The 21,622-nt window shown below is 52.3% G+C and carries 20 protein-coding genes; 5 read left to right on the top strand and 15 right to left on the bottom strand.

Going from position 1 to position 21,622, the window contains the following annotated elements; translation table 11 throughout:
* Positions 1-34: 34 nt before the first annotated feature.
* Genes dndE through dndB form a run of 4 tightly spaced genes read right to left on the bottom strand, consistent with a single transcriptional unit; the run spans position 35 to position 5,103 of the window.
* Positions 35-388, bottom strand: a complete 354-nt coding sequence (dndE, locus tag K7H21_RS24865) for a DNA sulfur modification protein DndE (RefSeq protein WP_223035440.1) — start codon at positions 386-388, stop codon at positions 35-37.
* Entirely contained in the window at positions 388-2,397 is a 2,010-nt protein-coding gene (dndD, locus tag K7H21_RS24860; RefSeq protein WP_223035914.1) for a DNA sulfur modification protein DndD, read from the bottom strand. Before dndD ends, dndE begins: the two co-directional genes overlap by 1 nt.
* Positions 2,387-4,021, bottom strand: a complete 1,635-nt coding sequence (gene dndC, locus K7H21_RS24855; RefSeq protein ID WP_223035439.1) for a DNA phosphorothioation system sulfurtransferase DndC — start codon at positions 4,019-4,021, stop codon at positions 2,387-2,389. Before dndC ends, dndD begins: the two co-directional genes overlap by 11 nt.
* On the bottom strand, positions 4,018-5,103 hold the full coding sequence (dndB, locus tag K7H21_RS24850) for a DNA sulfur modification protein DndB (RefSeq protein WP_115240039.1): 1,086 nt from the start codon (positions 5,101-5,103) through the stop codon (positions 4,018-4,020). The genes dndC and dndB overlap by 4 nt, the downstream gene beginning before the upstream one ends.
* Before the next feature lie 402 nt (positions 5,104-5,505).
* On the opposite strand from dndB, the gene K7H21_RS24845 reads away from it, so the two are divergent.
* Entirely contained in the window at positions 5,506-5,826 is a 321-nt protein-coding gene (locus tag K7H21_RS24845) for a helix-turn-helix domain-containing protein (RefSeq protein ID WP_142469197.1), read from the top strand.
* A gap of 155 nt (positions 5,827-5,981) precedes the next feature.
* Complete coding sequence (locus K7H21_RS24840; protein WP_142469196.1) at positions 5,982-6,722, top strand: hypothetical protein; 741 nt, start codon at positions 5,982-5,984, stop codon at positions 6,720-6,722.
* A 232-nt stretch (positions 6,723-6,954) separates the two neighbouring features.
* Here K7H21_RS24840 and K7H21_RS24835 read toward each other — a convergent pair whose 3' ends face one another.
* From K7H21_RS24835 to K7H21_RS24815, 5 genes are all read right to left on the bottom strand, one after another.
* Positions 6,955-7,668 (bottom strand): hypothetical protein, encoded by a 714-nt coding sequence (locus K7H21_RS24835; protein WP_223035438.1) that lies wholly within the window; start codon positions 7,666-7,668, stop codon positions 6,955-6,957.
* 33 nt (positions 7,669-7,701) lie between these two features.
* On the bottom strand, positions 7,702-8,163 hold the full coding sequence (locus K7H21_RS24830) for a hypothetical protein (RefSeq protein WP_049113955.1): 462 nt from the start codon (positions 8,161-8,163) through the stop codon (positions 7,702-7,704).
* A gap of 165 nt (positions 8,164-8,328) precedes the next feature.
* Positions 8,329-8,763, bottom strand: a complete 435-nt coding sequence (locus tag K7H21_RS24825) for a VOC family protein (RefSeq protein WP_112166641.1) — start codon at positions 8,761-8,763, stop codon at positions 8,329-8,331.
* Positions 8,764-8,909: 146 nt separating this feature from the next.
* On the bottom strand, positions 8,910-9,233 hold the full coding sequence (gene symE, locus K7H21_RS24820) for an endoribonuclease SymE (RefSeq protein WP_016808135.1): 324 nt from the start codon (positions 9,231-9,233) through the stop codon (positions 8,910-8,912).
* Between the two features lie 289 nt (positions 9,234-9,522).
* Positions 9,523-10,227, bottom strand: a complete 705-nt coding sequence (locus tag K7H21_RS24815) for a DNA/RNA non-specific endonuclease (RefSeq protein WP_134897227.1) — start codon at positions 10,225-10,227, stop codon at positions 9,523-9,525.
* Positions 10,228-10,700: 473 nt separating this feature from the next.
* Here K7H21_RS24815 and K7H21_RS24810 point away from each other — a divergent pair, with 473 nt between their 5' ends.
* On the top strand, positions 10,701-11,732 hold the full coding sequence (locus K7H21_RS24810) for a DUF1176 domain-containing protein (protein WP_223035437.1): 1,032 nt from the start codon (positions 10,701-10,703) through the stop codon (positions 11,730-11,732).
* A gap of 209 nt (positions 11,733-11,941) precedes the next feature.
* Positions 11,942-12,955 (top strand): LacI family DNA-binding transcriptional regulator, encoded by a 1,014-nt coding sequence (locus K7H21_RS24805; RefSeq protein ID WP_016808138.1) that lies wholly within the window; start codon positions 11,942-11,944, stop codon positions 12,953-12,955.
* 136 nt (positions 12,956-13,091) lie between these two features.
* Here K7H21_RS24805 and K7H21_RS24800 read toward each other — a convergent pair whose 3' ends face one another.
* From K7H21_RS24800 to K7H21_RS24775, 6 genes are all read right to left on the bottom strand, one after another.
* A complete protein-coding gene (locus K7H21_RS24800) occupies positions 13,092-13,523 on the bottom strand; it encodes a GlcG/HbpS family heme-binding protein (protein WP_049113959.1) in 432 nt (143 codons plus the stop codon).
* Positions 13,510-14,421 carry a dihydrodipicolinate synthase family protein gene (locus K7H21_RS24795; RefSeq protein WP_004128393.1) on the bottom strand — a complete coding sequence of 304 codons (912 nt, stop codon included), beginning with the start codon at positions 14,419-14,421 and terminating at the stop codon, positions 13,510-13,512. The genes K7H21_RS24800 and K7H21_RS24795 overlap by 14 nt, the downstream gene beginning before the upstream one ends.
* A complete protein-coding gene (locus K7H21_RS24790; protein WP_004128395.1) occupies positions 14,415-15,242 on the bottom strand; it encodes an SDR family oxidoreductase in 828 nt (275 codons plus the stop codon). Before K7H21_RS24790 ends, K7H21_RS24795 begins: the two co-directional genes overlap by 7 nt.
* 23 nt (positions 15,243-15,265) lie before the next feature.
* Positions 15,266-16,369 carry a mandelate racemase/muconate lactonizing enzyme family protein gene (locus K7H21_RS24785; RefSeq protein ID WP_004108723.1) on the bottom strand — a complete coding sequence of 368 codons (1,104 nt, stop codon included), beginning with the start codon at positions 16,367-16,369 and terminating at the stop codon, positions 15,266-15,268.
* Positions 16,370-16,421: 52 nt separating this feature from the next.
* Positions 16,422-17,873: an MFS transporter gene (locus K7H21_RS24780; protein WP_004117633.1), complete on the bottom strand. Its 1,452-nt coding sequence runs from the start codon at positions 17,871-17,873 to the stop codon at positions 16,422-16,424.
* Positions 17,874-18,017: 144 nt separating this feature from the next.
* Positions 18,018-19,667, bottom strand: coding sequence for a signal transduction protein (locus tag K7H21_RS24775; protein WP_142983848.1), 1,650 nt, complete (start codon positions 19,665-19,667; stop codon positions 18,018-18,020).
* A 561-nt stretch (positions 19,668-20,228) separates the two neighbouring features.
* Between K7H21_RS24775 and K7H21_RS24770 the strand changes: the two genes are divergently transcribed.
* The gene (locus tag K7H21_RS24770; protein ID WP_462442480.1) at positions 20,229-21,596 is read left to right on the top strand and encodes an MFS transporter; all 1,368 of its coding nucleotides are present in this window, start codon (positions 20,229-20,231) and stop codon (positions 21,594-21,596) included.
* Positions 21,597-21,622 lie beyond the last annotated feature (26 nt).

The following is a 21,622-nucleotide window of genomic DNA, read 5'->3' as shown; positions in this document are numbered from 1 at the left end:
CAGTTTACAATTAGATATGATTGGTGAATGATTCTCAAAGAGAAAAAATCAACCCTATAAGATTCTTATGATTTCTAAGCGAAGCTATGCCATCTTCAACATGTGCAGCCCAAGCTTTATTAAACATTTTCTGATCCATTTGAGGATAGAGCATTTTTAGAATCAGCTCAGTTGCCTGAAGAGTCTCACCTAGCCACGTGATTTTATCTAATACTAGAGAGCCATCCAGTTTTTTATTATCCTGCTCTGGGGAAAAGCGATACTCACTCTCCACAGAGCGGAAGAATGCCAGTCTAGCCGTGACATTGGGTGTTATCCCAGTATATCCTTTTAGTTTTTTAAGCTGGTCTTCAGTCTGACGACTAAGCATCATTCGATTTGGGAGCATCAGATTGCCTCCTTGGTTAGTTCCCAGAAATAACCGGGTTTTAGTGCAGATGATTTGGTATGTGCATTAAACACTATCTCATAAGCATGAGAAATATCATCACGCAGTCGATCGACGAAATAGCGCTCGTCCACTTCAGTATCGGTGGATAGCAGCACAACCTGATGGCTGGCCTCCGGGAAATAATGATTAATCAACTTATCCCGATGCTGAGAATCCAGACGTCCTAACGGCGTATCAATAATCACCGGGAAATCACGCCCGGAGGTTTTTGCCAGCGCTTCAAGAATAGCAATTGCATAAATCTGCTTTTCACCCGCAGAAAGCAGCTTACGATTAATCACCGACCCCTTTTCATCCACCAGTTCAACATCAAATGTCTGTGGATTTATGTGCGCATTAAGCTGTAAATCCTCTTTACGAGCCAGCTTGTGGTAGGCAATTTCAAAGTTAGCAGATAATTTTTTCACTCGCGCCTGCGTTAGTACATCGCTGTAATAATCGAGAAGGTTAATGGTCTCCTGTGCATTTTTAAATGCGCTGCTCAAACCATGTTGGCTACGGATGATGTCGTGTGCTTTCTGTACCTGACGAACACAGTCCAGTTGCTGCTGTTTCGTCCGTTTAGCCTCTTCCAGAAGAGAGCGGTATTTTTGCCGCTGTTTTTCACGCTTATGATCGAGATCGCGTAATGCTGCAAAGAGATCCATTAACTGCTCGTCTTCCGGGGCGCGAGCAATATTAGCAGCGGCTTGCTCCAGTTGTTGTTCAATATCCGCTAATTGATGGCGGTACATATCAAAACGCTGCCATGCTTTTTTGCTGTCCTGCTCAATGGACTGCTGGAGCATACCGGCTTCACGTTCAGAAATATCAAACAGCAAATCACCTTTTGGTTTGGCTGCCATATATGCGTCCAAATTATTGGTAATCGCTTCGGTAGCAATGGCTCTGGTACTACTCTCACTGCTAGAACGGAACGCGATATCATTTCTGAGTTGAGTTAAAAATTGATTTAACTCCGCCTCAAAAATTTTCGCCTGCTTGATCTGTGCTTCATTGGCAATTTTTTCCAGCAACCGCGACAACGTATTAGGCGCTAACGCATAGGGCAACGATCCATCGCATTCCTGTCGTAACGCTTTTTCCAGACGCTCTTTTTCTTTTAACAGCGTTTCAACTTTCTGTTTTTCCTGTGCTTTGGTCTGGGCAAATGCGCCGCCCTGCGCATTTAACAATCCCTCATGGCGAATAATGTCCTGGGATAAAAATTCAATCCGCGAGTTGACGAAATCTGCCTCTTCCAGCAATTTTTCTGCCTGACCGGCAAGCGTTTTAATCTTTGCTTCAAGCGCTTCAACCTGCTGTTGCTGGGAGCCAGCCAACTGCGCGGTTTGCTGGCGTTTGACAAAAATCATCAGGTCATTTTGCAGTCTGGCGATCAGATCCAGTCCTAACAAACGACGCACCGCTGTACGCAGAATATTGCCAGATTCATCTTCCGCCAACTCTGCAATCTTCTCTCCATCAAAAAAGAAAAGATCGGCGACACCGTGAGGAATTAATTCATTCAAAAAACCTTGGCACTGGTCATAACTGAGTTCACTACGCGGTTGTCCATCCTGTTGCAAAGAGAGACGATCTTTCTTTCCTTTCTTCCAGCTTCGCGTGACGGTGAATTCAGTCTCATGGCCGTTTTGGTTGTAGGTAAAGGTCAGTTCTACTGCGGCCTCTTCTGGGCGCTCTGTGGCGTACGTTCCGTTGTGCACCAGCGCACCGAGTTGTTCAACATACTCCTGCTGCTGCATTGCCGGGCCAAACGCTAAACGCCCATACAGTGCCAGTCGAATTGCCGACAAAATAGATGTTTTCCCTGCACCATTTAAACCACCAAATAGCACAATCGGGCGAGGGTTTACTTCATGTGGGCGCTTTCTGGGAGCCAGATCGATGGTGTGTGTACCGCAAAATACGCGAAAATTATGTAATACCAGTTGCTTAATGAGCACGTTCATTTTCCTCATCGATAAGCACAGACGATTCGCCCGCATTGATAATTCTGCGCTGTAAAGTCTGGAGTTCACCTTCTAGCTTATCCACCTCGTCCTGATGAATATCCCGATCGTTGCGTTTTTGCAGCGTTGCCTGTTGCTGCTGGATCTCTTCCAGGCTACCCCAGTCCTGCTTCAAAATTGTGCCGAGCTTGTCAAAAATCCCCTGACGACGACTTAACCCTTCCATCGAGGTTTCCAGCTCAATCAGTTTCATCACCATTTCAGGTACTACGTCAAACCCTTGCGTTATCTGCACCAGCAAATCAGCATCGCTGGCATCAAATCTCGATTGATCATCAACCACCCAATTCAGATCCTGCTGATATACCTCGCGGTAAATCCCCGGCAATGTATCGTACCAGTCAGGCTCGTTAGGATCTTTCAACCACTCCTGGCGGATAGCGTGCAGCTCCGGCTGGGTAATTAACGTTATCGTGTGGCCCTGAGCGTTTAAATCACGCTCAATTTCCAGTAAATCTTTTAACCACTGCTGGCGGTATTTGAGCCAGTAGGGGCCAGGAACATGCTTACGCTCTGCACTGCGATCTTCGCCGTCTTTAGCGTACTGATAACTCACCTTACCGGTGCGGCGTTTATAGTTGCGATAGGTGTCTTTATTCACCGGATCGGTGGTAAACGCCAGCAAATCACGATATTTCAGCAATGGCGACATCCACTCTTCGCCATTTTTGATCAGGCTTTCCATCGCTTTATCTTTGGTGACTACGGTACAGGTCCAGCAGCCAAAACGAGAGTTCCCGCAAGAGGGAGTACTTTCGTCGATCACCAGGGGACACTCACCCTGTGCGGAAGAGTCCATATACAGCGTCCACAGAGGACGGTTGTTTCCACCCCACGGGCTTTCCCATTCGTCGATATCTTCAGGAGCATAGCGGAACGCGCCGCGCAGCAGTTTCCAGACGTCTTCTACATCCCAGGTATCAATAGGGGTATAGATAAACGCATTTGCCAGAGTGGTATGCCGGGCTAGGCGTGAGCCATCAATTTTGTGCTTGGCGATGACTTGCGCACGGGAGGCACTTTCGCTACTACGTGAGCCGAGGACAACAATCACTTCATCAAACTGGCTGACCTTATCTTTAATAAAGTCGCTTACCGGATTGATTTTCATACGCTCGGTACACCAGCGAAAACTACGGGTTGGGGCCGGATAACCTTTCCCCAGTAAATTGACCCAGAATGTTTCATTAGTTTTAGGCGTTACCGCATGTTGAGTGATCGGCAGGCCATTACGCTTTGCGCCTGCCTCAATCTGCAACATAGTTTTCTTAATTAAATCTACCACCACAGGTGTTTCCACCAGCGTATCGGATGACACCAGAAAAACATCTTTGCTGCGCATTTCCGGGGGCAGGCCAAGCAGGGCCAGATACACCAGCGTGATCACGGCGGAAGAATCTTTCCCGCCGCTATAGCCAATTACCCACGGACGCTTATCCGCACAATAAATTCTTTGAACCTCAGCAACATATTCGGCCAGAGGGCGTCCAGCGAACTGCTCCTGATTAATAAAATCTTCGTATTCGGCCAAATCGTAGGCCTGAACTAATTTACTCATGAGACAACCATTTGAGCTTCAAGCTCCTGTTCTTCAGGAGTGAGGGGGAGTGATAATGCATTTTTTAATGCATTACAGGTTAGTTGGATGGCAACACTGGTTTTACTCAGCTTTCCATGTTGCATAGCGCGTTTTACCATTTCTGGATTGCTTTTCCGCCAATCGAAAGTTTTTAGTTCTATTATCCTGTCTTGCCAATCTTCAGGCTTTTCTTGCAGTAAGGCTCGACCGAGCAATCCAAGCGCCTGTAGACCTATACCATGGGCGTGGACGTAATCCTGCCTTAACTGCGCTGGTGAAACTTCTTTTTTCGCAGCCAACTGCCAGTCAGGCATAACGCTATAAAGGGTCTGCCAATAAACCGAAGCGATATTTGTATTTTCTTCAATATTTCCTAATTTGGGATCTTTACCAAGTAGGGCACGTGTTGCTTGTTTGATGCTACTTAATGTAAAGAGTTTGTTTGAGAGCGCGCTGATGCTCGACTTCTCAAGTTCTGTAAGTCCTACGAAAGGTTCAATAGACATTGCCAGGTAACGAGCAAGATTTGAACTCACATCACGATGATCGTACAGCGCCGAAAGAGAGGGGCTGGGACGAATTGCGTATTTGTTCAAATCGGCAAACATTTGTTGACTACGTTGTAGCCCTTCGTCAACGAAGAATAGAACGGGGATGTTGTCCTGCCCCAGTTCTGGTCGTTCGGCAAGGGCATCTTCTATTGCTTTACGACGATGTTGGCCATCATTTATCAGGATTTGAGCGTCCATAGGGACACGTAAGGTACCAAGGTTGTTTGAACCAGAGTATTCGTCGAATTGCACATCGACAGCAATTGAAGCTGTTAAGGCGGAAAAAACATAATCTTTAGGATTTTCCAAGAGATACCGAACCATTTCTGGAATTCGAGATTTGTTTAAGGTTCTCTGTGCCCGTAGTTCAGGCGGGACGTCAGTCTCATCAAAACTAAAAATCTTGGGTATGATACGCATTGGGCAGGTGGCAATATAGAAAGGCCTACCAGCCTGAATCCCACGTACGGCGGGAAAAGAGTAGCAATAATCAGCGTCAAAGTTCGCCATGTTAGATTCCCTGTAATCTTGCCTACGCGTTTACGTGATATTTTACGTAAAACCATTCCTTGAATAAATCTAAGTTTCGGTTTTAGAGCACAAACCGGTACACAACTTCGTAACTGATGCTGAGGATACGTTTCTTTTGACGTAACTCCTTGCTTAGCCAGTTGATTTCTATCACTACAAACCCTTTTTCGCAATGTTGTTACAGATCTCCATGTTGGAAGTCGGTTTATAAGCATGAATGCTACGTTATTCGTAGCTCAATTTTTAGGTTTTTTGCTACGTTTTTCGTAGTTATGGAAGAGGGATCGAACTTTTGCGTAAAAGAGTGTGCAACAAACAAATTACTTAATACTACGTTTTTCGTAGTATCAAATGATTGTGATAACTACGATTATCGTAGTTATGAATGACTCAAACACCCAAAATGTGATTTTCAGTCGGCGGCTCAAAGAGCTCCGCGTTAATAAAGGTTTATCCCAAAAGCAGCTTGGAATCCTGGCTGGTATCGATGAATTTGTTGCAAGTACTCGTATCAACCGATATGAAAAAGGTGTCCATCAGGCGAGTATTCGGATTGTGCAACAGCTTGCGGCTGTGCTTGATGTTCCTGTGGCTTATTTTTACACCGAAGATGATGCGCTGGCGAAGTTAGTTGTTGAATGGAATAAGGTAAGCTTAGAAAAGAAAGAATTGATCCTGGGCTTAATTTTACGTGCTGATTGATAATAGTATTTTGTAAAAAATTAATTATAGATAATCGTATCTAGTTATGGATGAGATTGGTTTACTCATAATGTTATTAAGAGTATTGGGTTTGTAACAGAACTATTTCTTTTAAGCGAAAAAATTTATAATCGTGGATATTATAGGAGATATGGATGTTGAAGGCTACAATAACGATACTGCAAATTCTCGTTGGGGTATATTTTCTGGGTAATGCAATACGTCAAAACCCAAAATTTGATGCTTTTCTTCTTATTGTGGAAAACGGTTATGGCGGAATTAACGATAAGCTCAAGGATACTCGTATCCGTGAAGGCGTTTACAAGCTTGGTTTAATGTACGGTTTTTTAAGTTTTTTAGCATTTTTAATGTTATTTTTGACACCTTATGTTGCATCGCAGTCCGAGCCATACTTTCTTATGTGTTCTGCTGGTTTTATTATTGGGTTAATCGGCTGGAGTTCAATTTCTTGGTGTCTGCAACATCGTAAAATGTTATTGGAAAATACATGGTTTTGGTGGCTCATGCCGATCTTTCCATTTTTTCTAGCCTTTCTTGAGAAACAAACTGGTATTTCTATATTGTGGTGCCCCTTAGACTCTTTATTTAAGCTGTTAAATTCTATGGGGGTTTATATAGAACTGCCGACTAGTGTTTGGAGTCAGGCGTTTATATTTTGTGCTATTCTTATAGTTTTTATGTTAGTACAATATTTAGTGATGTGGTGTATATCTATACCAGTATTGATAATAACCATCTTAATGGTGTTGTTGATTGTTTCTTTTGCAAGGCTGGTTAATCTAATTGCTCCAAAAACTGCATTTTACGGCTTTATGGTAATATTATTTGTTGCATTAATACTAGTGCAAAATTATATTCTTCCATGCATGGGCTAAAATTATTGTCGGGCGCAGTTTAAGCGCCCATTCATATTCTACTGAATATAGGTTTATTACGCATTTCCCCGAAATCACCCCGATAAATTTTCTGACCTGTTTCCTGGCCGACAGCTGCTCCACCCTACGCATTGCAGCTTCCAGTTCCGGTTCTGGCTTAACCGCCGCCAGCTATAGGGCTTTAGTGATTGCTCTCCTCCCGGAAAACCGTGCCGGTCTACTGAGGTGCCCGCTATTGCTGAGTTCGATCTGTTAACGCAGGACCCTCCCCACTTTCCATCCCCGCTTCATCCTCACACCACCTTTCAAACAGCCTGGCGAACCTGGCGCTTTGCCAGGTTTCTCCAACCTGGCTCAAGATAAAGCCAGTGACCACAATAGCGGAAATAAAGTAAAACAGTGAAAATGCGATAGCTGAATTTACGCCCCCGCTGGCCAGTAACGATTGTATTGTCGTCCACCAGGCGCAAGCAAAAATGACGATTGAAAATAGCCAGAAAACCCCGCTAACGATGTGAAAATTTTTTATTTTTTTAGCATCTACAGAAAAATGATTTTCTTCACAACGATATAAGGATGGGTTTTTAAGGAAACTCATCAATCGTACATCATATGAGCCGATATTTTTATCAGCGATAAACGCGATCAGCTGATGGGCGTGCCAGACAGGAAGCGTTATCCCGATCTGCTCATACAAAAATTTCATTTGTACCGTCTGATGCGTCCTCGAGAGTTTAGTGTCGGGTATTTCAGCGTTCGCTATCTCAGCGATTTTATTCAGCACCTCTATTTTCGTTTCAATAGGTACCTTTTCGAAGCGAATTTTTCGCTTTGCTGGCGGGCTGGACATCACTTTTCCCGCCCAGTCGATGATCTTTTTAGCCACATATAAAACCGCGGGTAGCAAAACCAGCTTTGCAATATCTATTTCGTTTACAGGATTCATTTATTTAATTCCTTATATTGTAGTTTGTTCTGTTTATTTCTTTTTTATAATTTGATTTATAGAAAAGTAACCAAAAAAACATAAAGAAATTGTAGTCAGGCAATAACACAGAAGGAAGATTATAGATGTTTTTATGATCTTTTCTGGCGTAGAGTTGATGGCAGTATATAATGCTGAGCAAGTCACACCTATCAGTAACGTTGTAATATAGCTAAATATTTTAGCTAAGCATTTTTTAAATTTACAGTTTGAAGGCTTGATAAATATAATGGTTGGTGATGACGCAAACGTTACTCTAACTATAAACAGTATAAAGAAAACATAGAGTAAACTAACTATCCAATCAGGAGGGTAGTTTAAATTCACATCTAAAGATATAGCAGAGTATACTACAACTCCAAGCAAAGACATGATTATTGTATCCAAGGTTTTCTTTATTTCTTTATAATAATTATTATTTTTCATGTTGATAGGGACAATATATGATTTTAACATGCTTATTCCTTAGCCAGTGTAGTTAAAGGTAAATTTACAATACTGAACTTATCTTATGAAGCCCTCATTATTATGAGGGCTTCGATATGGCTAATTCCTGGGCTGGCTCCTGGTCTGACTTAATGCCAACCGCCCAATACTGCCCCTGCCCGGAGGCCGTTATACTTAAAGACTGAAGCCAATCTCCACCGATGCCGCACTGCGTTCCCCCTCGCCATGGTAAACCGCTTCGATATTGTTACCATCGGGATCGAGTACAAAGGCCGCGTAGTACCCCGGGTGATAAGTTCGCTCACCGGGTGCGCCGTTATCACAGCCGCCGTGTGCCAGCGCCGCCTGGTAAAAAGCATCCACCGTCTCACGATCCCTGGCCTGGAAAGCCAGATGATGGCGTCCTGTCGGCTTACCTGCGGAACCGGGGCTATTAATGGATGAAACAACAAGCTCATCAGCCCAAAAATAATCGTCGTAGGTATTCACAACAGGGATCTCAAGGACCGCCAGCACGGCTGTATAAAACGCTTTGCTGGCCTCGAAATCATTTACCACAAGCTGGATATGGTCGATAAGCCTGCCGCGATGTAAAAGGTAAGTCTCCATGATGGTTTCCTCATTCAGTCGTATTAACAGGTGCTTATCCGTTATCTAAAAGGAACATTGTACGGATTTGATGGATAAGTACAGGTCCGGAGTGGCGATATAGAGCATGACATTAAAATCCTGTCTGTCACCGCAATCCTGACCCCTCAACCCCGTCCCCCAATCACCCCGATAAACTCTCTGACCTGCTTCTGCTTCCTGGCCGACAGCTTCTCCACCCTGCGCATCGCGGCTTCCAGCTCCGGTTCCGGCTCAATCGCCGTCAGCACAATACAGCCATCCATCACCCGCACCTCCACCCGGGTGCCGGTCGAAAACCCTGCCGCCGCCAGCCACTCGCCCTTCATGATCAGCGCCGGAACAAGACGACGATCTGGCAAACGTCTCACATAACTCACCGTCAACTGACGCTTATTTTTCGGCGACACTTCTGGATCAAACGAATCTACAATACAATCAGCATTAGTCATGGTTGCTATTCCTGGTAAATAGTAATTGTGATCAGCGGTGCGGGTGTGCGCCAACACATTCGCACCGCGCTAAATAACACCTGTAAACCTAACCAGTAATAAAAATAAAGTCCAGACTTTAATCGGACATAATAAACGCCTTTAACTGCGAATTAAGAATTAACAGAATGCGTGATGCCATTAATTAGCGCCTGTGCAAAATGTTTTTCCTGATATTGCTGAAATAACCGCAAAGCAGATTCAAAAAATAAAAGCGAGATAATACGCGTAACAGGATGCCCATACCTAATTACGGGCACCCCATCTCTTTTGCCAGCATCCCCTTCCGGAACTTCAGGCGGCGGGCGATACCTGCCGGCAGGGCGGACCAGAACGAGAGCGCCGGATGAGTCCGCCGCTCAATCTCCTCCACCGTCACTTGATAATCACAAAAACTGGCGCTTTTGGGCGTCGCCTGATCCAGCAAAAACGCCGCGTATTCGCCTTTATCCGGACTGGAGCCGATAAAAATAATCTTCCAGTAGCCGCTGGGAAGCTCCACCTCGGGCGCGGCGGGCAGGGTGGCGATATGCCGTTCGAACAGCGGCCCGGTAACGGACCACACCGCCGCCACGTCGCGGCGCTCGGCGAGGGCGCGCTCCTTATCCTCCAGCCGCGCCCACGCCCCCTGATTCAGGTCGGAGGCCTGCGGGGTGATATTGGAAAGATAGTTTAACGCCTGCCAGTCTGCGCTGGCACCCAGTCCGGCGAGCGGCGCCTGATGCCCGCGATCGACCGCCAATGCTGCGCTGGCCCCTTTATATGCCGCGGGGGCAAGGGTATCCGCAGCGGGTAAATCCGGATCGCGCTTCCAGCTGCGCGAACGCCCGCTGGCCAGGCTGGCTTTGGTGATTTTATACGCCACCCAATTAGCGAATTTGCGGTGGCTGTTGTTATTGAGCGTATAGGCTTCGCGAACCAGCGTCTGCGCGCTTCCGCCGGTCGGGCAGCCCACTTCACAATGATCCACGCCGGATGATGCGGCAGCGCACGCGACGGCAAAAAATAGCGACGGCAGTACGCTGAATACTCGGGATAGCTTCATATTATTTATGACGTCAAAGAAAAGATGAACCGATGCATAAAAGAACCCCCTGAATAACCAGAGCGGAATTCAGCTATGAATCGCAAAGATGAAGTGAGAGCGTAAAAAGAGTTAGCCGGTCGCAGCTGCGCGGAATATCACAAGATGATTTAACATCACGGCGGATGTTATTTTGTGATCCCGGAAATGATGTTGAATGAGGTAATCAGACTCTCAGCCCGCTATTTTCAGCCGGGCTGAACGGGCGGGAATATGCCTGACGACGCGTAAAGCCGTACTGCATCCATGTCGTTGTCTGAAAAAATATCGCGGCAGGGGAAAACGCTTCTCTCTGAGCAGGGGATTACTCAGACTATACGGATGACCGATTAAGGAGAGAAAGTATGAAAAAGGAACTCTGGAGAGGCGTGCTGGCACTGGCCGTACTTAGTCTCCCCGCGCTGGCGAAAACAGGCGTGTCATTCAGCCACAAAGACTGGGAAGTGGTATGCGATAACACGCTGACCTGCCGGGCGGCGGGATACAGCGCTGAAGAAGGAAGCGGAGGTTCGGTGCTGCTGACCCGCAAGGCCGGAGCGGGTACCGCCCTCTCGGGAGAGCTGATGCTGGCGGAGGTGACCGACAGCGACGTTCTGCCGGGCAAGCTGACGCTGTGGATCAACGGCCAGCCGGCAGGCGATGTGAAGCCCGTAAAAGAGAGCTGGCCGCTGTCGGAGAAACAGGCCCGGGCGATCGTTAACGCCATCAAAGGCAGCGGGAAGGTCGAATTTACAGGCGGGGAGGCGCCGTTTGAGCTTTCCGGCGAAGGTGCTTACGCGGTACTGCTGAAAATGGACGATGTTCAGGGGCGAATCGGCACGCCGGGCGCGTTGACCAAAAAAGGCGACAGGCCGGAAAGCAGCGTCCGGGCGGCGATTCCTGCCCCGGTCATTCACCGGGTCATGCCTGAGAAGGCGCAGGAGAGAGCGTTAACCGCGCCTGAGCTGGCGGTGCTCAAGCCGAAGCTTCTGGCCACGCTAAATAACGATGATTGGTGCGATCGCCTCCAGCCAGAGGAGGGGGAGGAGGCTGAAACCATTAGCCTGACGCCGCTGGATAACGCCCATTCCCTGATTTCGGCCTTGTGCTGGCGGGCGGCCTATAACGAGGGATACGGCTATTGGGTTGTGGATAGCAAACTTGAGAGTAATCCAACGCTTATTACGGTTTCCGGTTCTGAGTATGGTGACGGCGAGATTTTTATGAGTCAGAAAGGGCGAGGGCTTGGCGATTGCTGGGGGACGGCGAGCTGGCTCTGGGATGGCACAACGTTCCGCAAAAGCCGTGAAGCGACCACCGGGATGTGCCGCTATCTTCGCCTCGGCGGGACATGGGATCTCCCCACCTGGGTGACCGAGGTTAAACCGGCAAAGTGAAATAGCGCGGCCAGAATCTCTCCCGGCACACACGCCGACAGAGAGGACAGGGAGGATCTTAACGATCGTCCGCGTAGCGGGATCGCGATCGACAGCGCCAGTGGCGTCAGAAAAATGACGCCTTGTTCAAAATAACAGCGCGGCTAATGTATTGCTAACTCGAATTAGTTTATGATTAAGCCGTTCTGTTCGTTATGGAAAATGAGTTTATGGCCAAAACCGTTGAGCAAGTCGCCAGGGCGCTGGAAATCTCGATTACCACCGTGCGCCTGGTGCTGGGTGGCAAAGCTGAGCAGTATCGCATCAGCGCCAAAACGCAGCAGCGTATTAATGATTACATCGCCGAGAATGGGCTGGTCGTTAACCATATCGCCCGCAGCCTGAAGCTCAATAAAACCGAGACCTTAGGGCTGGTGATCCCGCGTTTATCCAACCTGTTTTTCTCCACCCTGGCGGAAAAGCTCGAAGCCTGCTGCCGTCAGGCGGGGTATCAGCTAATGATTGCCTGCACCTATAGCGACAGCGAGCATGAAAACAGTCTGGTTGAAGGACTGCTGGCGCGCAACGTTGACGGGCTCTTCGTGGTGCCCTCTACCCGGGAAACGCAGCTGCATCACCAGAAGGTAGCGCGCAAGCGGCCGCTGGTGCTGCTCGACCGCGATTTTGGCGAGAGCGACGTGTCGCTGGTGGTGAGCGATAACTACAACGGCAGCAAAAAGCTGGTGCAGGCGATGACCCAGGCGGTGGACGTCTCGCCGATTTTTTTTATCGCCGGGGATACCCAGCAGCCGTCTATCCAGCGTCGTCTACAGGGCTACCTGAGCGAACTGCCCGCGGGGAAGGAGTGGATATTGTCCGCCAGCCATAACCGTCAGGAAGAGGGCAAACAGCTGATGCTCGATTTTCTCCGTCAGCATCGCGAGCCGCCGAAGGCGTTTATCGCCTCCTCTCTGCCTATTCTGGAAGGAACGCTGAGCGCGCTGCGGGAAACCTACGGCTTTATTCCGTGGGATATTCCCATCGGCACCTTCGATGAACATCAAATGCTGGGATTTCTGCCGAACGCGGTATGGTCGATGCGCCAGGATGAGGACGCCTGGGCGCAGCACGCGTTTCATCTGATGCAGCAGAAGCTGCAGGGGGAAAATGCCGATGTGAAGATCACCGTGCCGATGACCCTGATTCATCGTCCGCTGTCGGTGGAGAAGCAGCGGAGCCAGTAAATGACACGGCTTGTGTGAACACGTCAATCCCCGGCTGCGCTATGCTGGCAGGGGCTACAAATACCGCATCCTGCGCGCGCTGGTAGCCCGGATAAGGCGCGGGCGCCGCAATCCGGGAACCCTTAACGATCCCTCATCAAGTCAATCGCTGAACAAACCGCGCCGCCAGCCCGGCGTCCAGCTCCGGCGGCAGGCCGCTGATCCCGACGCCGCCAATGGCCAGCCCGTCGACGATCACCGGCTCGCCGCCCGGCATCGCCAGCAGCTGCGGGTCGTTAAATACCGCCAGCTGCAGGGCGCCGGCGCTGACCTCTTGCGCCAGCGTTGCCGTCGGACGGCGAAAGCGCAGGGCGCTCCAGGCCTTGCGCTGCGCCAGCTGGCGCGGTAGCGGCGGGCAGCGAGCGTGCGCGCCAAAGGCGATGAGCTCGCCCTCCGGCCCGACAACCGCCACCGCCAGCCCCCGGGTTCGCGCATTGCTTTCCGTCTCCTGTAAAAACCGCGCGACCTGCTGGCACACGACGCTATCGTTCAGACGGACCTGGGGACAGAACACGTCATTGTCCGGCATCGGCGATATACCTCCGTAAGCGCAGATAGAGGTCATCCAGCTCGCCTTTCTGCGCCGCCGTCAGCGCCACAAACGGCTCGCGGGTGGGGCCGGTCTCGACGGTCTCTTTCGCGGCAAGATACTTCGCCGACTGGAACACGCCGCGCGCGACCAGCTGCTCCACCACCTCGTTGATCTGCTGCTGCAGGCGCTGCGCCCGGGCAATGTCGCCCTGCTGAAAAGCGCTGCGCAGGGCGAGAAACAACTCCGGCTGTAGGTTAACCGTGGTGCCAACCGTAGCCGTCGCGCCCGCCGCGAGGCTGGAAAGGAAGATCTCATCGAAACCGTTAAAAAAGACTTTCTCCGGGTAGCGGGCGATCATCCGTTCCAGCGAATAGAGGTTATGCGAAGTATGCTTCACCCCCAGAACCTGCTCATCGCCGAGCAGCGCGTCGGCGCTCTGGGCGTCCAGCTCGACGCCGGTAAACTGCGGAATGTTATACAAAATCACCGGAATCGAAATGGCGTCCAGCACTCGACGGTAGTAGGCGATAATCTCCTCGCGGCTATATTTGTAGTAGTAGGGCGGCACCAGCGACACCGCGCTGGCACCGTCCTGCTCGGCGTGCTTCGCCAGCTCGACGGCATCCCGGGTGCGCGGCGTCCCGACGTGGGCGATCACCGGCACGCGACCGCCCGCCGACTGCACCAGCGTTGCCAGTACCTGCCGGCGCTCATCGAAACGCAGCAACGGCCCCTCCCCGGAGGAGCCGCAGCAGTAAAAGCCCTCAACCCCGCGCGCCAGCTGGGCCCGGGCGAGCGCGTCCAGCGCCGCGTAGTTCACCGACTCATCGGCATGCATCGGCGTCACCACGGCGGAGATAATGCCGCGAAAAACCTGCCATTTATCGCTTACCATGCGGTCCAGCCTCCATCCACCACCACGTTGGAACCGGTCATATAGACCGAGGCGTCGGAGAGCAAAAACACCACCGCGCCGTTGTACTCGTGGGCTTTCGCCATCCGCCCGATGGGGATACGGTTGGTGTAGTTTTTCTGGAAGCGCGGGTCCTGATCGCTGCGCTCGACGCCGGAGAGGGTCAGAGTATTGACGCGAATGCCGTCGCGCCCCCAGTAGGTGGCGCAGTAGCGGGTAAAGTTATACAGCCCGGACTTTGCCGCCGAATAGGCCACCGGTTTGACGAACGGAATGCCGGTGTCCTCTTTTTTGTAGCTATAGATATCCTGCACAGGGGAGACCACGCCGTAGATCGAACCGACGTTGATGATCGAGCCGCCTTTGCCGGCCTGTTTCATGCGCTTGCCGACCTGCTGGGTCATCAGGAAGGTGCCGACCAGGTTCACTTCCACCACCTCGCGGAACACCTCTTCCGGGAACTCCTCAAACGGGCCGGAGACTTCCGGCGGCGCGCTGGGCTGGGTGTCGACGCCTGCATTGTTGACCAGGCCATCCGGCACGCCCCACTTCGCTTCAATGCTATCCAGCACCCGGTTAATGCTGGCTTTATCGGTAATATTCACTTCCGCGCACAGCAGGCGATCGGAGTCCTTAATCGCCCCCAGCACGCGGTCGACGCGGGCGGCATCGACGCGGGTGGCCAGTGCCGCCACCTTCGCGCCGCGGTCGTGTAATGTCTTCACGTACTGCGCCCCCAGCTGTCCCAGGCCGCCGGTCACAATGATGACCTTGTCTTTAACCGAGAATAACGAGTCTTCCATTGTCCTTTCCCCTCACTGCGTGGTTAGATTTTGTGGGTTGCGAGGTAATCACGATCGAGAATAATGCCGTGGCCCGGCCGTTCGCTCGGTACGTAGTAGCCGTCCACCTCTTCGCCCGCTTCGGCGATGATGCGCAGATCTTTCCAGCGCCCGCCGTCGGTCATCTCGGCGTATGAGATATTCGGCACCGTTGCCAGCAGGCTGGCGCTGAGCTCCATGACAAAATGCGGCGTCATTGGCAGGTTGTGCGCGCGGGCGACGGCGGCGATATCCAGATAGCCGGTGATCCCGCCGACGCGGCCGAGATCCGCCTGGATATAATCCGCGCTGCCGCTCTCGATGTACTGCGTAAACTGGTTTAAGTTATAGACGTTTTCTCCCAGCGCGATAGGCGTGGCGCTGCGTTCGCGCAGCCGCAGGTGGCCGGCGATATCGTCGGAGGGCAGCGGCTCCTCAATCCACAGCAGGTTAAGCGGCTCGAACAGCTTGAATGCGCGCAGCGCCTGCGGGAAGTTCCAGCCCTGGTTGGCGTCCACCGCCAGCGGGAAGCCCGGCACCGCCTCCTGAATCTTACGCAGCCGCTCTACGTCCTCTTCCAGCGTCGGTTTGCCCACTTTCACTTTCGCCGCCAGGTAGCCGGTGCTTTTCCAGCGTTTGACCTGGTCAATCACTTCCTCAATGGACAGATGCAGGTTGATGCCGCTGCCGTACAGCGGAACGCGATCGCGCACGCGGCCAAGAATGTCGATAATCGGCGCATTGAGGGTTTTACCTAACAGATCCCAGTAGGCAATATCCAGCGCCGCCAGGGCATGGGTGGTGACGCCCGCGCCGCCGACGTCGTGTACGTGTTTATACGAGCGATGCCACAGGCCGCGTGGGGAGAGCGGCTGGCCAATAACGTCCGGGATAATCTCGGCAATCAGCGCGGAGATGGTTTTCCCGCACCAGCCGGAAGTGTGGCTAAAGCCGGTGCCGACGTGGCCGTTAGAACCGTAGACGTCAACAATCGCCACTTCGATATCGGTGACGTGGTGAATCTGATCCCCCCACGGGCCTTCCGGCAGCGGAACGCGGGCGGTCATCAGTTCGATATTTTCAATTACGGGCATTTTTGTGCTGTTCATGTGATTCCTTCCTTTATGGGTTCAGCGGGGGCCGCCCCTGCGGCCCGGGCGGTTAATGTTTGGAGGCCGGGGATTCATGCCCCTCCAGGGCGATTGCCGGGCTGGCGTCATGTTCTCGATCGTTCTCGTCGCCCACCGCATGGCCGAAGACTTCCGGCAGCAGGAAGATAGAGGCGAGGAAGGCGCAGAACGGCGCGATCGCGATAATCATTGAGGCGACCGGTACGCCGACCGCTTCAAACAGGGCCGGGAAGACCAGGGTGGTGACGAAGGCGGTGACCTTGACGATGGTGTAGCCGATGCCGGAGGCCACGCCGCGATAGCGCGGTTTTGCCACCAGCGAGATCACCGTCATGCCGCTTTCGGAATCCCAGTAGTGGCCCCACAGCATCAGCGCCGCGCCAAAAATGATAAAACCAAAGCTGCTGCTGTAGACGCCCCACGCCGAAATTGAGATGCCGATGGTGACCAGCAGGAAGCCGTATTTGCTCAGCCCCTTATGCCCGAGCTTCGGCAACAGCAGCGGGCCGACAAACGCCGAGAGCGCGGCGATACAGTTCACCGCCAGCAGGGCGAGGTTATTCTGGATCTGTCCGGAAATCCCGATGGTCACGAGGATCAGCGGCAGGAAGAAGGAGAAGGCGTAGTTTTCAAACGACTGTACGGCGCAGGAGAACCAGCCGAACAGGGTGGTGCGGCGGGTAAACGGACGGCGGAACAGATCGTGCAGCGTCTCTTTGAGCGTCGGGTCGGCGATGGTGACATTTTCGTTGGGCAGAATGTCGTCCAGCAGACGGCCATCCTGTTCGCCGTAATAGTCACGGGAGGCTTGTTTCGCTTCGATAAAGCGGCCGCGTTCGACGAACCACGCCGGCGTCTCCGGCAGCTCCCGACGCATAAACAGCAGCAGGCAGGCCGGGATCGCCGGGACCGCCAGCACGATGCGCCAGATCATATCCGGGTGAACATCAAGCGCCACCAGCGTGGTGACCAGCAGAATGGCGGCGATAATCCCCAGCGCGAACATAAACTGCCAGCGGTTAGCCATCACTTCGCGCTTGCCCTTCGGCATCACCTCCATGATGTAGGTAAAGCCGTTAGCCACGTCCGCGCCCACCGGGATCCCGGCGAGGCAGCGAATAATCGCCAGCCAGTACATATTGGGCGCCAGGCCCTGAAGAACGGCGAAGATCGCGAACAGGATCATCGACCAGAGGAAAATTTTACGCCGTCCGAGCTTATCGGTCAGCCAGCCGCCGAGCAGCGCGCCGACCACCGCGCCAAGCTGGGTGCCAGCGGCGGTAAAACCAAGCAGCCAGCTGCTGGGCTCATAAATATCTTTCAGGGCGAATAAAATAAACGCCATGGAATAAATATCCCATGACTCAATTAATAATGCGGTGATCATCAGCCATCCCGCTTTGGTGCAGCCGGGGGCCTCCTGCTGGTCGAGCCGTTTCTTTGCCTTCTGGATAATAAATTCAATATGTTGCTGCTGATACATATAATCCTCTCTTATCCGGGCAGGCGGAGGGCCCGCCCGGACAGATGCGCGTTAATCCGCTCTTTATGGGTGATAAAGAGACGAATGAAGCGGATGTTTGCCAGGATCGCTAACAACGTAAAAATTACATAAGCGAATCAGTTGTTATTTCATTAATAAATGCGCATCGCCTGCGATAAAGACTTTCATATTTTGCGTCAGCGCCTGAGCAATAAAGGCGTTCAGCACTTCGGATAATACCTCCTCTTCTACATAAGCCAGACTGAGATGGTTGCTCTGGTGGCCCGCCATCAAATCGTCGCGCGAAACCCCGTCGAGAACGGCGTTGAGTAATGGCCACTCGTAGTTGGTCGCCCGGCGGCGGCGTTCGAATTCGTCATGCGGCAGTTCGACGGCGGTGCCGGTGCCGATATGCAGGATCACCTGAGTGCCTTCGTAGTGCGCGCGCGCCCAGATAAAGCGTCCGGCTTTGCCCTGACCGGCGATGGTCGAGCCGCCATAGGGGAAGAACATCGCCGGCTGGCGATAGCCGGTGGCCCCGGCGATCCCGCCCTTCAGATGGGCGAACGGCACCGCGCCGGAGATCTCCAGATCCCAGTAGAACGTGCCGTTGTATTCGCTACCCCAGCGGATATCGTGAAGGGTGGTTTCGCTCGCCATCCCCAGCGCGCCGAGCAGCTTCGCCAGCATCACCTGCGGGATGGCGCTACCCATGTCTACTTCGTTGATGCAGGGGATCGGCGCGTCCGGACAGACGATCTCGCCGTTCTCATCCGGGATCGGGAAACGCTCCGCGTTGCCGATGGCGCCTTCGGCAAAATCCGAGGCGGCGCAGCTGTCTTTGAGCCCCTGCTGATACTGCACGCCCACCGCCGTCAGGCCGAAGCGCTTCACGAAGCGCGCCATGGCGATCATCATCGCGCACTGTTCCAGCACCTGCTCCCGGGTCAGATCCTTCGCCCCGTCGGTGCCGAACAGGAAGCGCATGCCGCGGGTCTCATACCAGTCGAGACAGGCTTCGCGCAGGGCGGTCGGCACCTTGTTCATCTCAACCAGCAGCGCCGATTGCGACAGCGACTCCACCGGCATCCCTACGTCGATCATCGCTTTTTGCGGGAACACGCCGTTGATCATCCCCATACAGAAGGTATCGAACAGGCCGACAATGGCCTTGTGTTTGAGGATCGACTGCCCAACCTTCACGCCAATCTGTCCGGCTTCGCTGGCCAGCAGCGGCGCGCTGGGCGCGACCGGATGCAGATAGCCGAGCTTATGGCTGAGATGGCCGTCGCGCAGCCAGGTGTCTAAGCCGCGAATAAACGCCTCGTCGGCGAAGGTTTCCGACCACAGCCGCGAGTAGTTGCGCTCCAGGCTGGTGAGGCAGCCTGCCATACAGAGCATGCCGACGAGGCCCGGCCAGGTACCGTCAAAATTGGCGAGCAGCAAAATAGGGCCGCGATGATGTACCAGCGAAGGCGCAAGGTGATGGGAGTATTGCCAGGCGGTAAGCAGGACAATAATCGGCGCATCCGGATCGATCCCGGCGAACAGCTCGCTACCCTCTTTCTGGCTACTGATAAACCCGTGGCCGCGCTGCTCGTTGACCGGATGGGCGCGGCGCAGGCGATAGCCTAATGTTTCCAGCGCCGTTTCCAGACGCTGTTCAAACAGCTTCTGCGTGGGCCAGCAGGTGACGTTAGCCGGTTCGCGGAGATCCGCATTGGTCACCATCAACACTTCGCCTGGCTGCGGGGTAATAAGTTCGGCTTCCGCGGGTAACGTTAAATTCAACATGTGAATTTCTCCTGTAGGGGATAGGTCGCTTAGTTATCGTTGAGCGTGCTGCGCCGGGGTAAGCACAGCATCAATCGTTTTATTTTTGGCTAATTTCTTTGGCTAACTCGAATTAGCAAATTAGGACAAAAAAAAGACAGGAACAAACTCTTTACCGGGGATTTGTGATGGCTATCAATGTGCAATTATTAACTTATTAATATTTAACTCTTTATTTTAAACGGCAGGTCTGGTGTTCAGCAACGCTTGCTGAGGCGGCATCAAGGCGGGCAGAAAAGCGGGCGGGAAGCGCAGCGGGGACGGTAAATCAGCGTTTAATATTTAATTGATTGAATTTAATAAATTATTTACGCTTTATTTTGAGCGATTTGCCTCGCGGCGCTGGTGACGGTGTCAAAATATAACCGATCCTGGTCACACTCTTTTAGCATTTACGTTGTGAATCTCCGTATCTTGTTATAATTAGCTAATTCGAGTTAGCTTGCCGGCGATTTTCCCTCGCCACCGCTGTTAACCAGGCGCTGCCCGACTTAACAATAATGATTCAGGACAGAGGATTTAATGATGACTATGCTTACCTTGCCCGCCATGACCCCTGCAAAAGACGAACAAACATCGCAACAAACCCATGAAAGAAGAAAGCTGCTCACCGTGCTGGGCTCCGGTCTTTCTGGCACAACGATTGAGTTCTATGACTTTTTTATCTACGGCACCGCCGCCGCGCTGGTGTTTCCATCGCTGTTTTTTCCTAACCTCTCGCCGCTGATGGCGCTGCTGGTATCCTTCCTGACGCTGTCGATTACCTTCGTCAGCCGGCCCATCGGGGCCATCGTATTTGGTCACTATGGCGATAAGATCGGCCGCAAGAAATCGCTGGTTCTGTCGCTGATGATTATGGGTATTTCGACGTTTTTCATAGGCTTAATCCCCAGCTACGGCACCATAGGCAACGCCGCGCCGTTGATACTTATCTTTTTGCGCCTCTGCCAGGGCTTTGCCATCGGCGGCGAATGGGGCGGGGCGACGACGCTGATCACCGAGTATGCGCCGCGCCATCGCCGGGGCTTTTTCGGCACCTTTGTTCAGTTGGGCAACGTGCTTGGCCTGTTTATCGCCACCGGCGTTTTTGCGCTGGTGGTGATGCTGCCGGAGGATGACCTGATGTCCTGGGGCTGGCGCGTGCCTTTCCTGTTAAGTATCGCGCTGCTGTTCGTCGGGATGTTTATCCGCTCAAGGATCGAAGAGACGCCGGTGTTCCAGGAGAATCAGAAACAGCAGCAGAACGCGCCGAAAGCGGCGGAGCAGAAGTTTCCCATTCTCACCGTACTCAAGCATCACCGTAAGGCGGTGTTCCTGGCGATGGGCATGCGCATGGGGGAGATTGTTCTGGGCTGGCTGACGGTGGCGTTCTTTATGTCCTATGTGACAAGGGAACTCAACTTTACCCGCGAAACGGCGCTGAACGGGCTGCTGCTGGCCAGCTTTGTCGGCATTTTTACCTTTCCGTTCTTCGGCTGGCTTTCCGATAAAATTGGCCGCCGACCGGTCTATCTGGCCGGCGCCGCCATCACGCTGATCTTTGCTTTCCCGCTGTTCTGGATGATCGACTCCGGCTCGGTGAAGATGTTTATGTTCGCCACCACCTTCTGCTATTCCGTGGGGCTGGGCATGATGTTCAGCGTTCAGCCGGCCTTCTTTTCGGAGCTTTTTGACACCAGCGTGCGCTATACCGGCGTGTCGCTCGGCTTCCAGCTGGCGAATATCGTCGGCGGCTTAACGCCGATGATCGGTACCTTGCTGCTGGTGTGGTCCGGCGGCGCATCGTGGCCCATCTCGCTGTTTCTCGCCTGCATGGCGCTGATTACCATCCTGTGCGTCTGCGTGACGCGGGAAAGCTATAACGATGAGCTTAATGAGGTGAAGAAGTAGCCGGGAAGGGTTGCCCCGCCATGACC

It is taken from the genome of Klebsiella sp. CTHL.F3a, assembly GCF_019890895.1.
Taxonomy (GTDB): Bacteria; Pseudomonadota; Gammaproteobacteria; order Enterobacterales; family Enterobacteriaceae; genus Klebsiella; species Klebsiella grimontii.
Note: the sequence above shows the minus strand (reverse complement) of the source record. Positions and strands in the feature narration are given on the sequence as shown.

Coding starts and splice junctions, on each gene's coding strand:
- K7H21_RS24835 (WP_223035438.1), bottom strand. CDS start 7,668: ATGAATCCTGTAAACGAAATAGATATTGCAAAGCTGGTTTTGCTACCC.
- K7H21_RS24830 (WP_049113955.1), bottom strand. CDS start 8,163: ATGTTAAAATCATATATTGTCCCTATCAACATGAAAAATAATAATTAT.
- K7H21_RS24790 (WP_004128395.1), bottom strand. CDS start 15,242: ATGGAAGACTCGTTATTCTCGGTTAAAGACAAGGTCATCATTGTGACC.
- K7H21_RS24800 (WP_049113959.1), bottom strand. CDS start 13,523: ATGCCGGACAATGACGTGTTCTGTCCCCAGGTCCGTCTGAACGATAGC.
- symE (WP_016808135.1), bottom strand. CDS start 9,233: ATGACTAATGCTGATTGTATTGTAGATTCGTTTGATCCAGAAGTGTCG.
- K7H21_RS24805 (WP_016808138.1), top strand. CDS start 11,942: ATGGCCAAAACCGTTGAGCAAGTCGCCAGGGCGCTGGAAATCTCGATT.
- K7H21_RS24780 (WP_004117633.1), bottom strand. CDS start 17,873: ATGTATCAGCAGCAACATATTGAATTTATTATCCAGAAGGCAAAGAAA.
- dndB (WP_115240039.1), bottom strand. CDS start 5,103: ATGGCGAACTTTGACGCTGATTATTGCTACTCTTTTCCCGCCGTACGT.
- K7H21_RS24785 (WP_004108723.1), bottom strand. CDS start 16,369: ATGAACAGCACAAAAATGCCCGTAATTGAAAATATCGAACTGATGACC.
- K7H21_RS24840 (WP_142469196.1), top strand. CDS start 5,982: ATGTTGAAGGCTACAATAACGATACTGCAAATTCTCGTTGGGGTATAT.
- dndE (WP_223035440.1), bottom strand. CDS start 388: ATGCTCCCAAATCGAATGATGCTTAGTCGTCAGACTGAAGACCAGCTT.
- dndC (WP_223035439.1), bottom strand. CDS start 4,021: ATGAGTAAATTAGTTCAGGCCTACGATTTGGCCGAATACGAAGATTTT.
- K7H21_RS24795 (WP_004128393.1), bottom strand. CDS start 14,421: ATGGTAAGCGATAAATGGCAGGTTTTTCGCGGCATTATCTCCGCCGTG.
- K7H21_RS24810 (WP_223035437.1), top strand. CDS start 10,701: ATGAAAAAGGAACTCTGGAGAGGCGTGCTGGCACTGGCCGTACTTAGT.
- K7H21_RS24770 (WP_462442480.1), top strand. CDS start 20,229: ATGATGACTATGCTTACCTTGCCCGCCATGACCCCTGCAAAAGACGAA.
- K7H21_RS24845 (WP_142469197.1), top strand. CDS start 5,506: ATGAATGACTCAAACACCCAAAATGTGATTTTCAGTCGGCGGCTCAAA.
- K7H21_RS24825 (WP_112166641.1), bottom strand. CDS start 8,763: ATGGAGACTTACCTTTTACATCGCGGCAGGCTTATCGACCATATCCAG.
- K7H21_RS24775 (WP_142983848.1), bottom strand. CDS start 19,667: ATGTTGAATTTAACGTTACCCGCGGAAGCCGAACTTATTACCCCGCAG.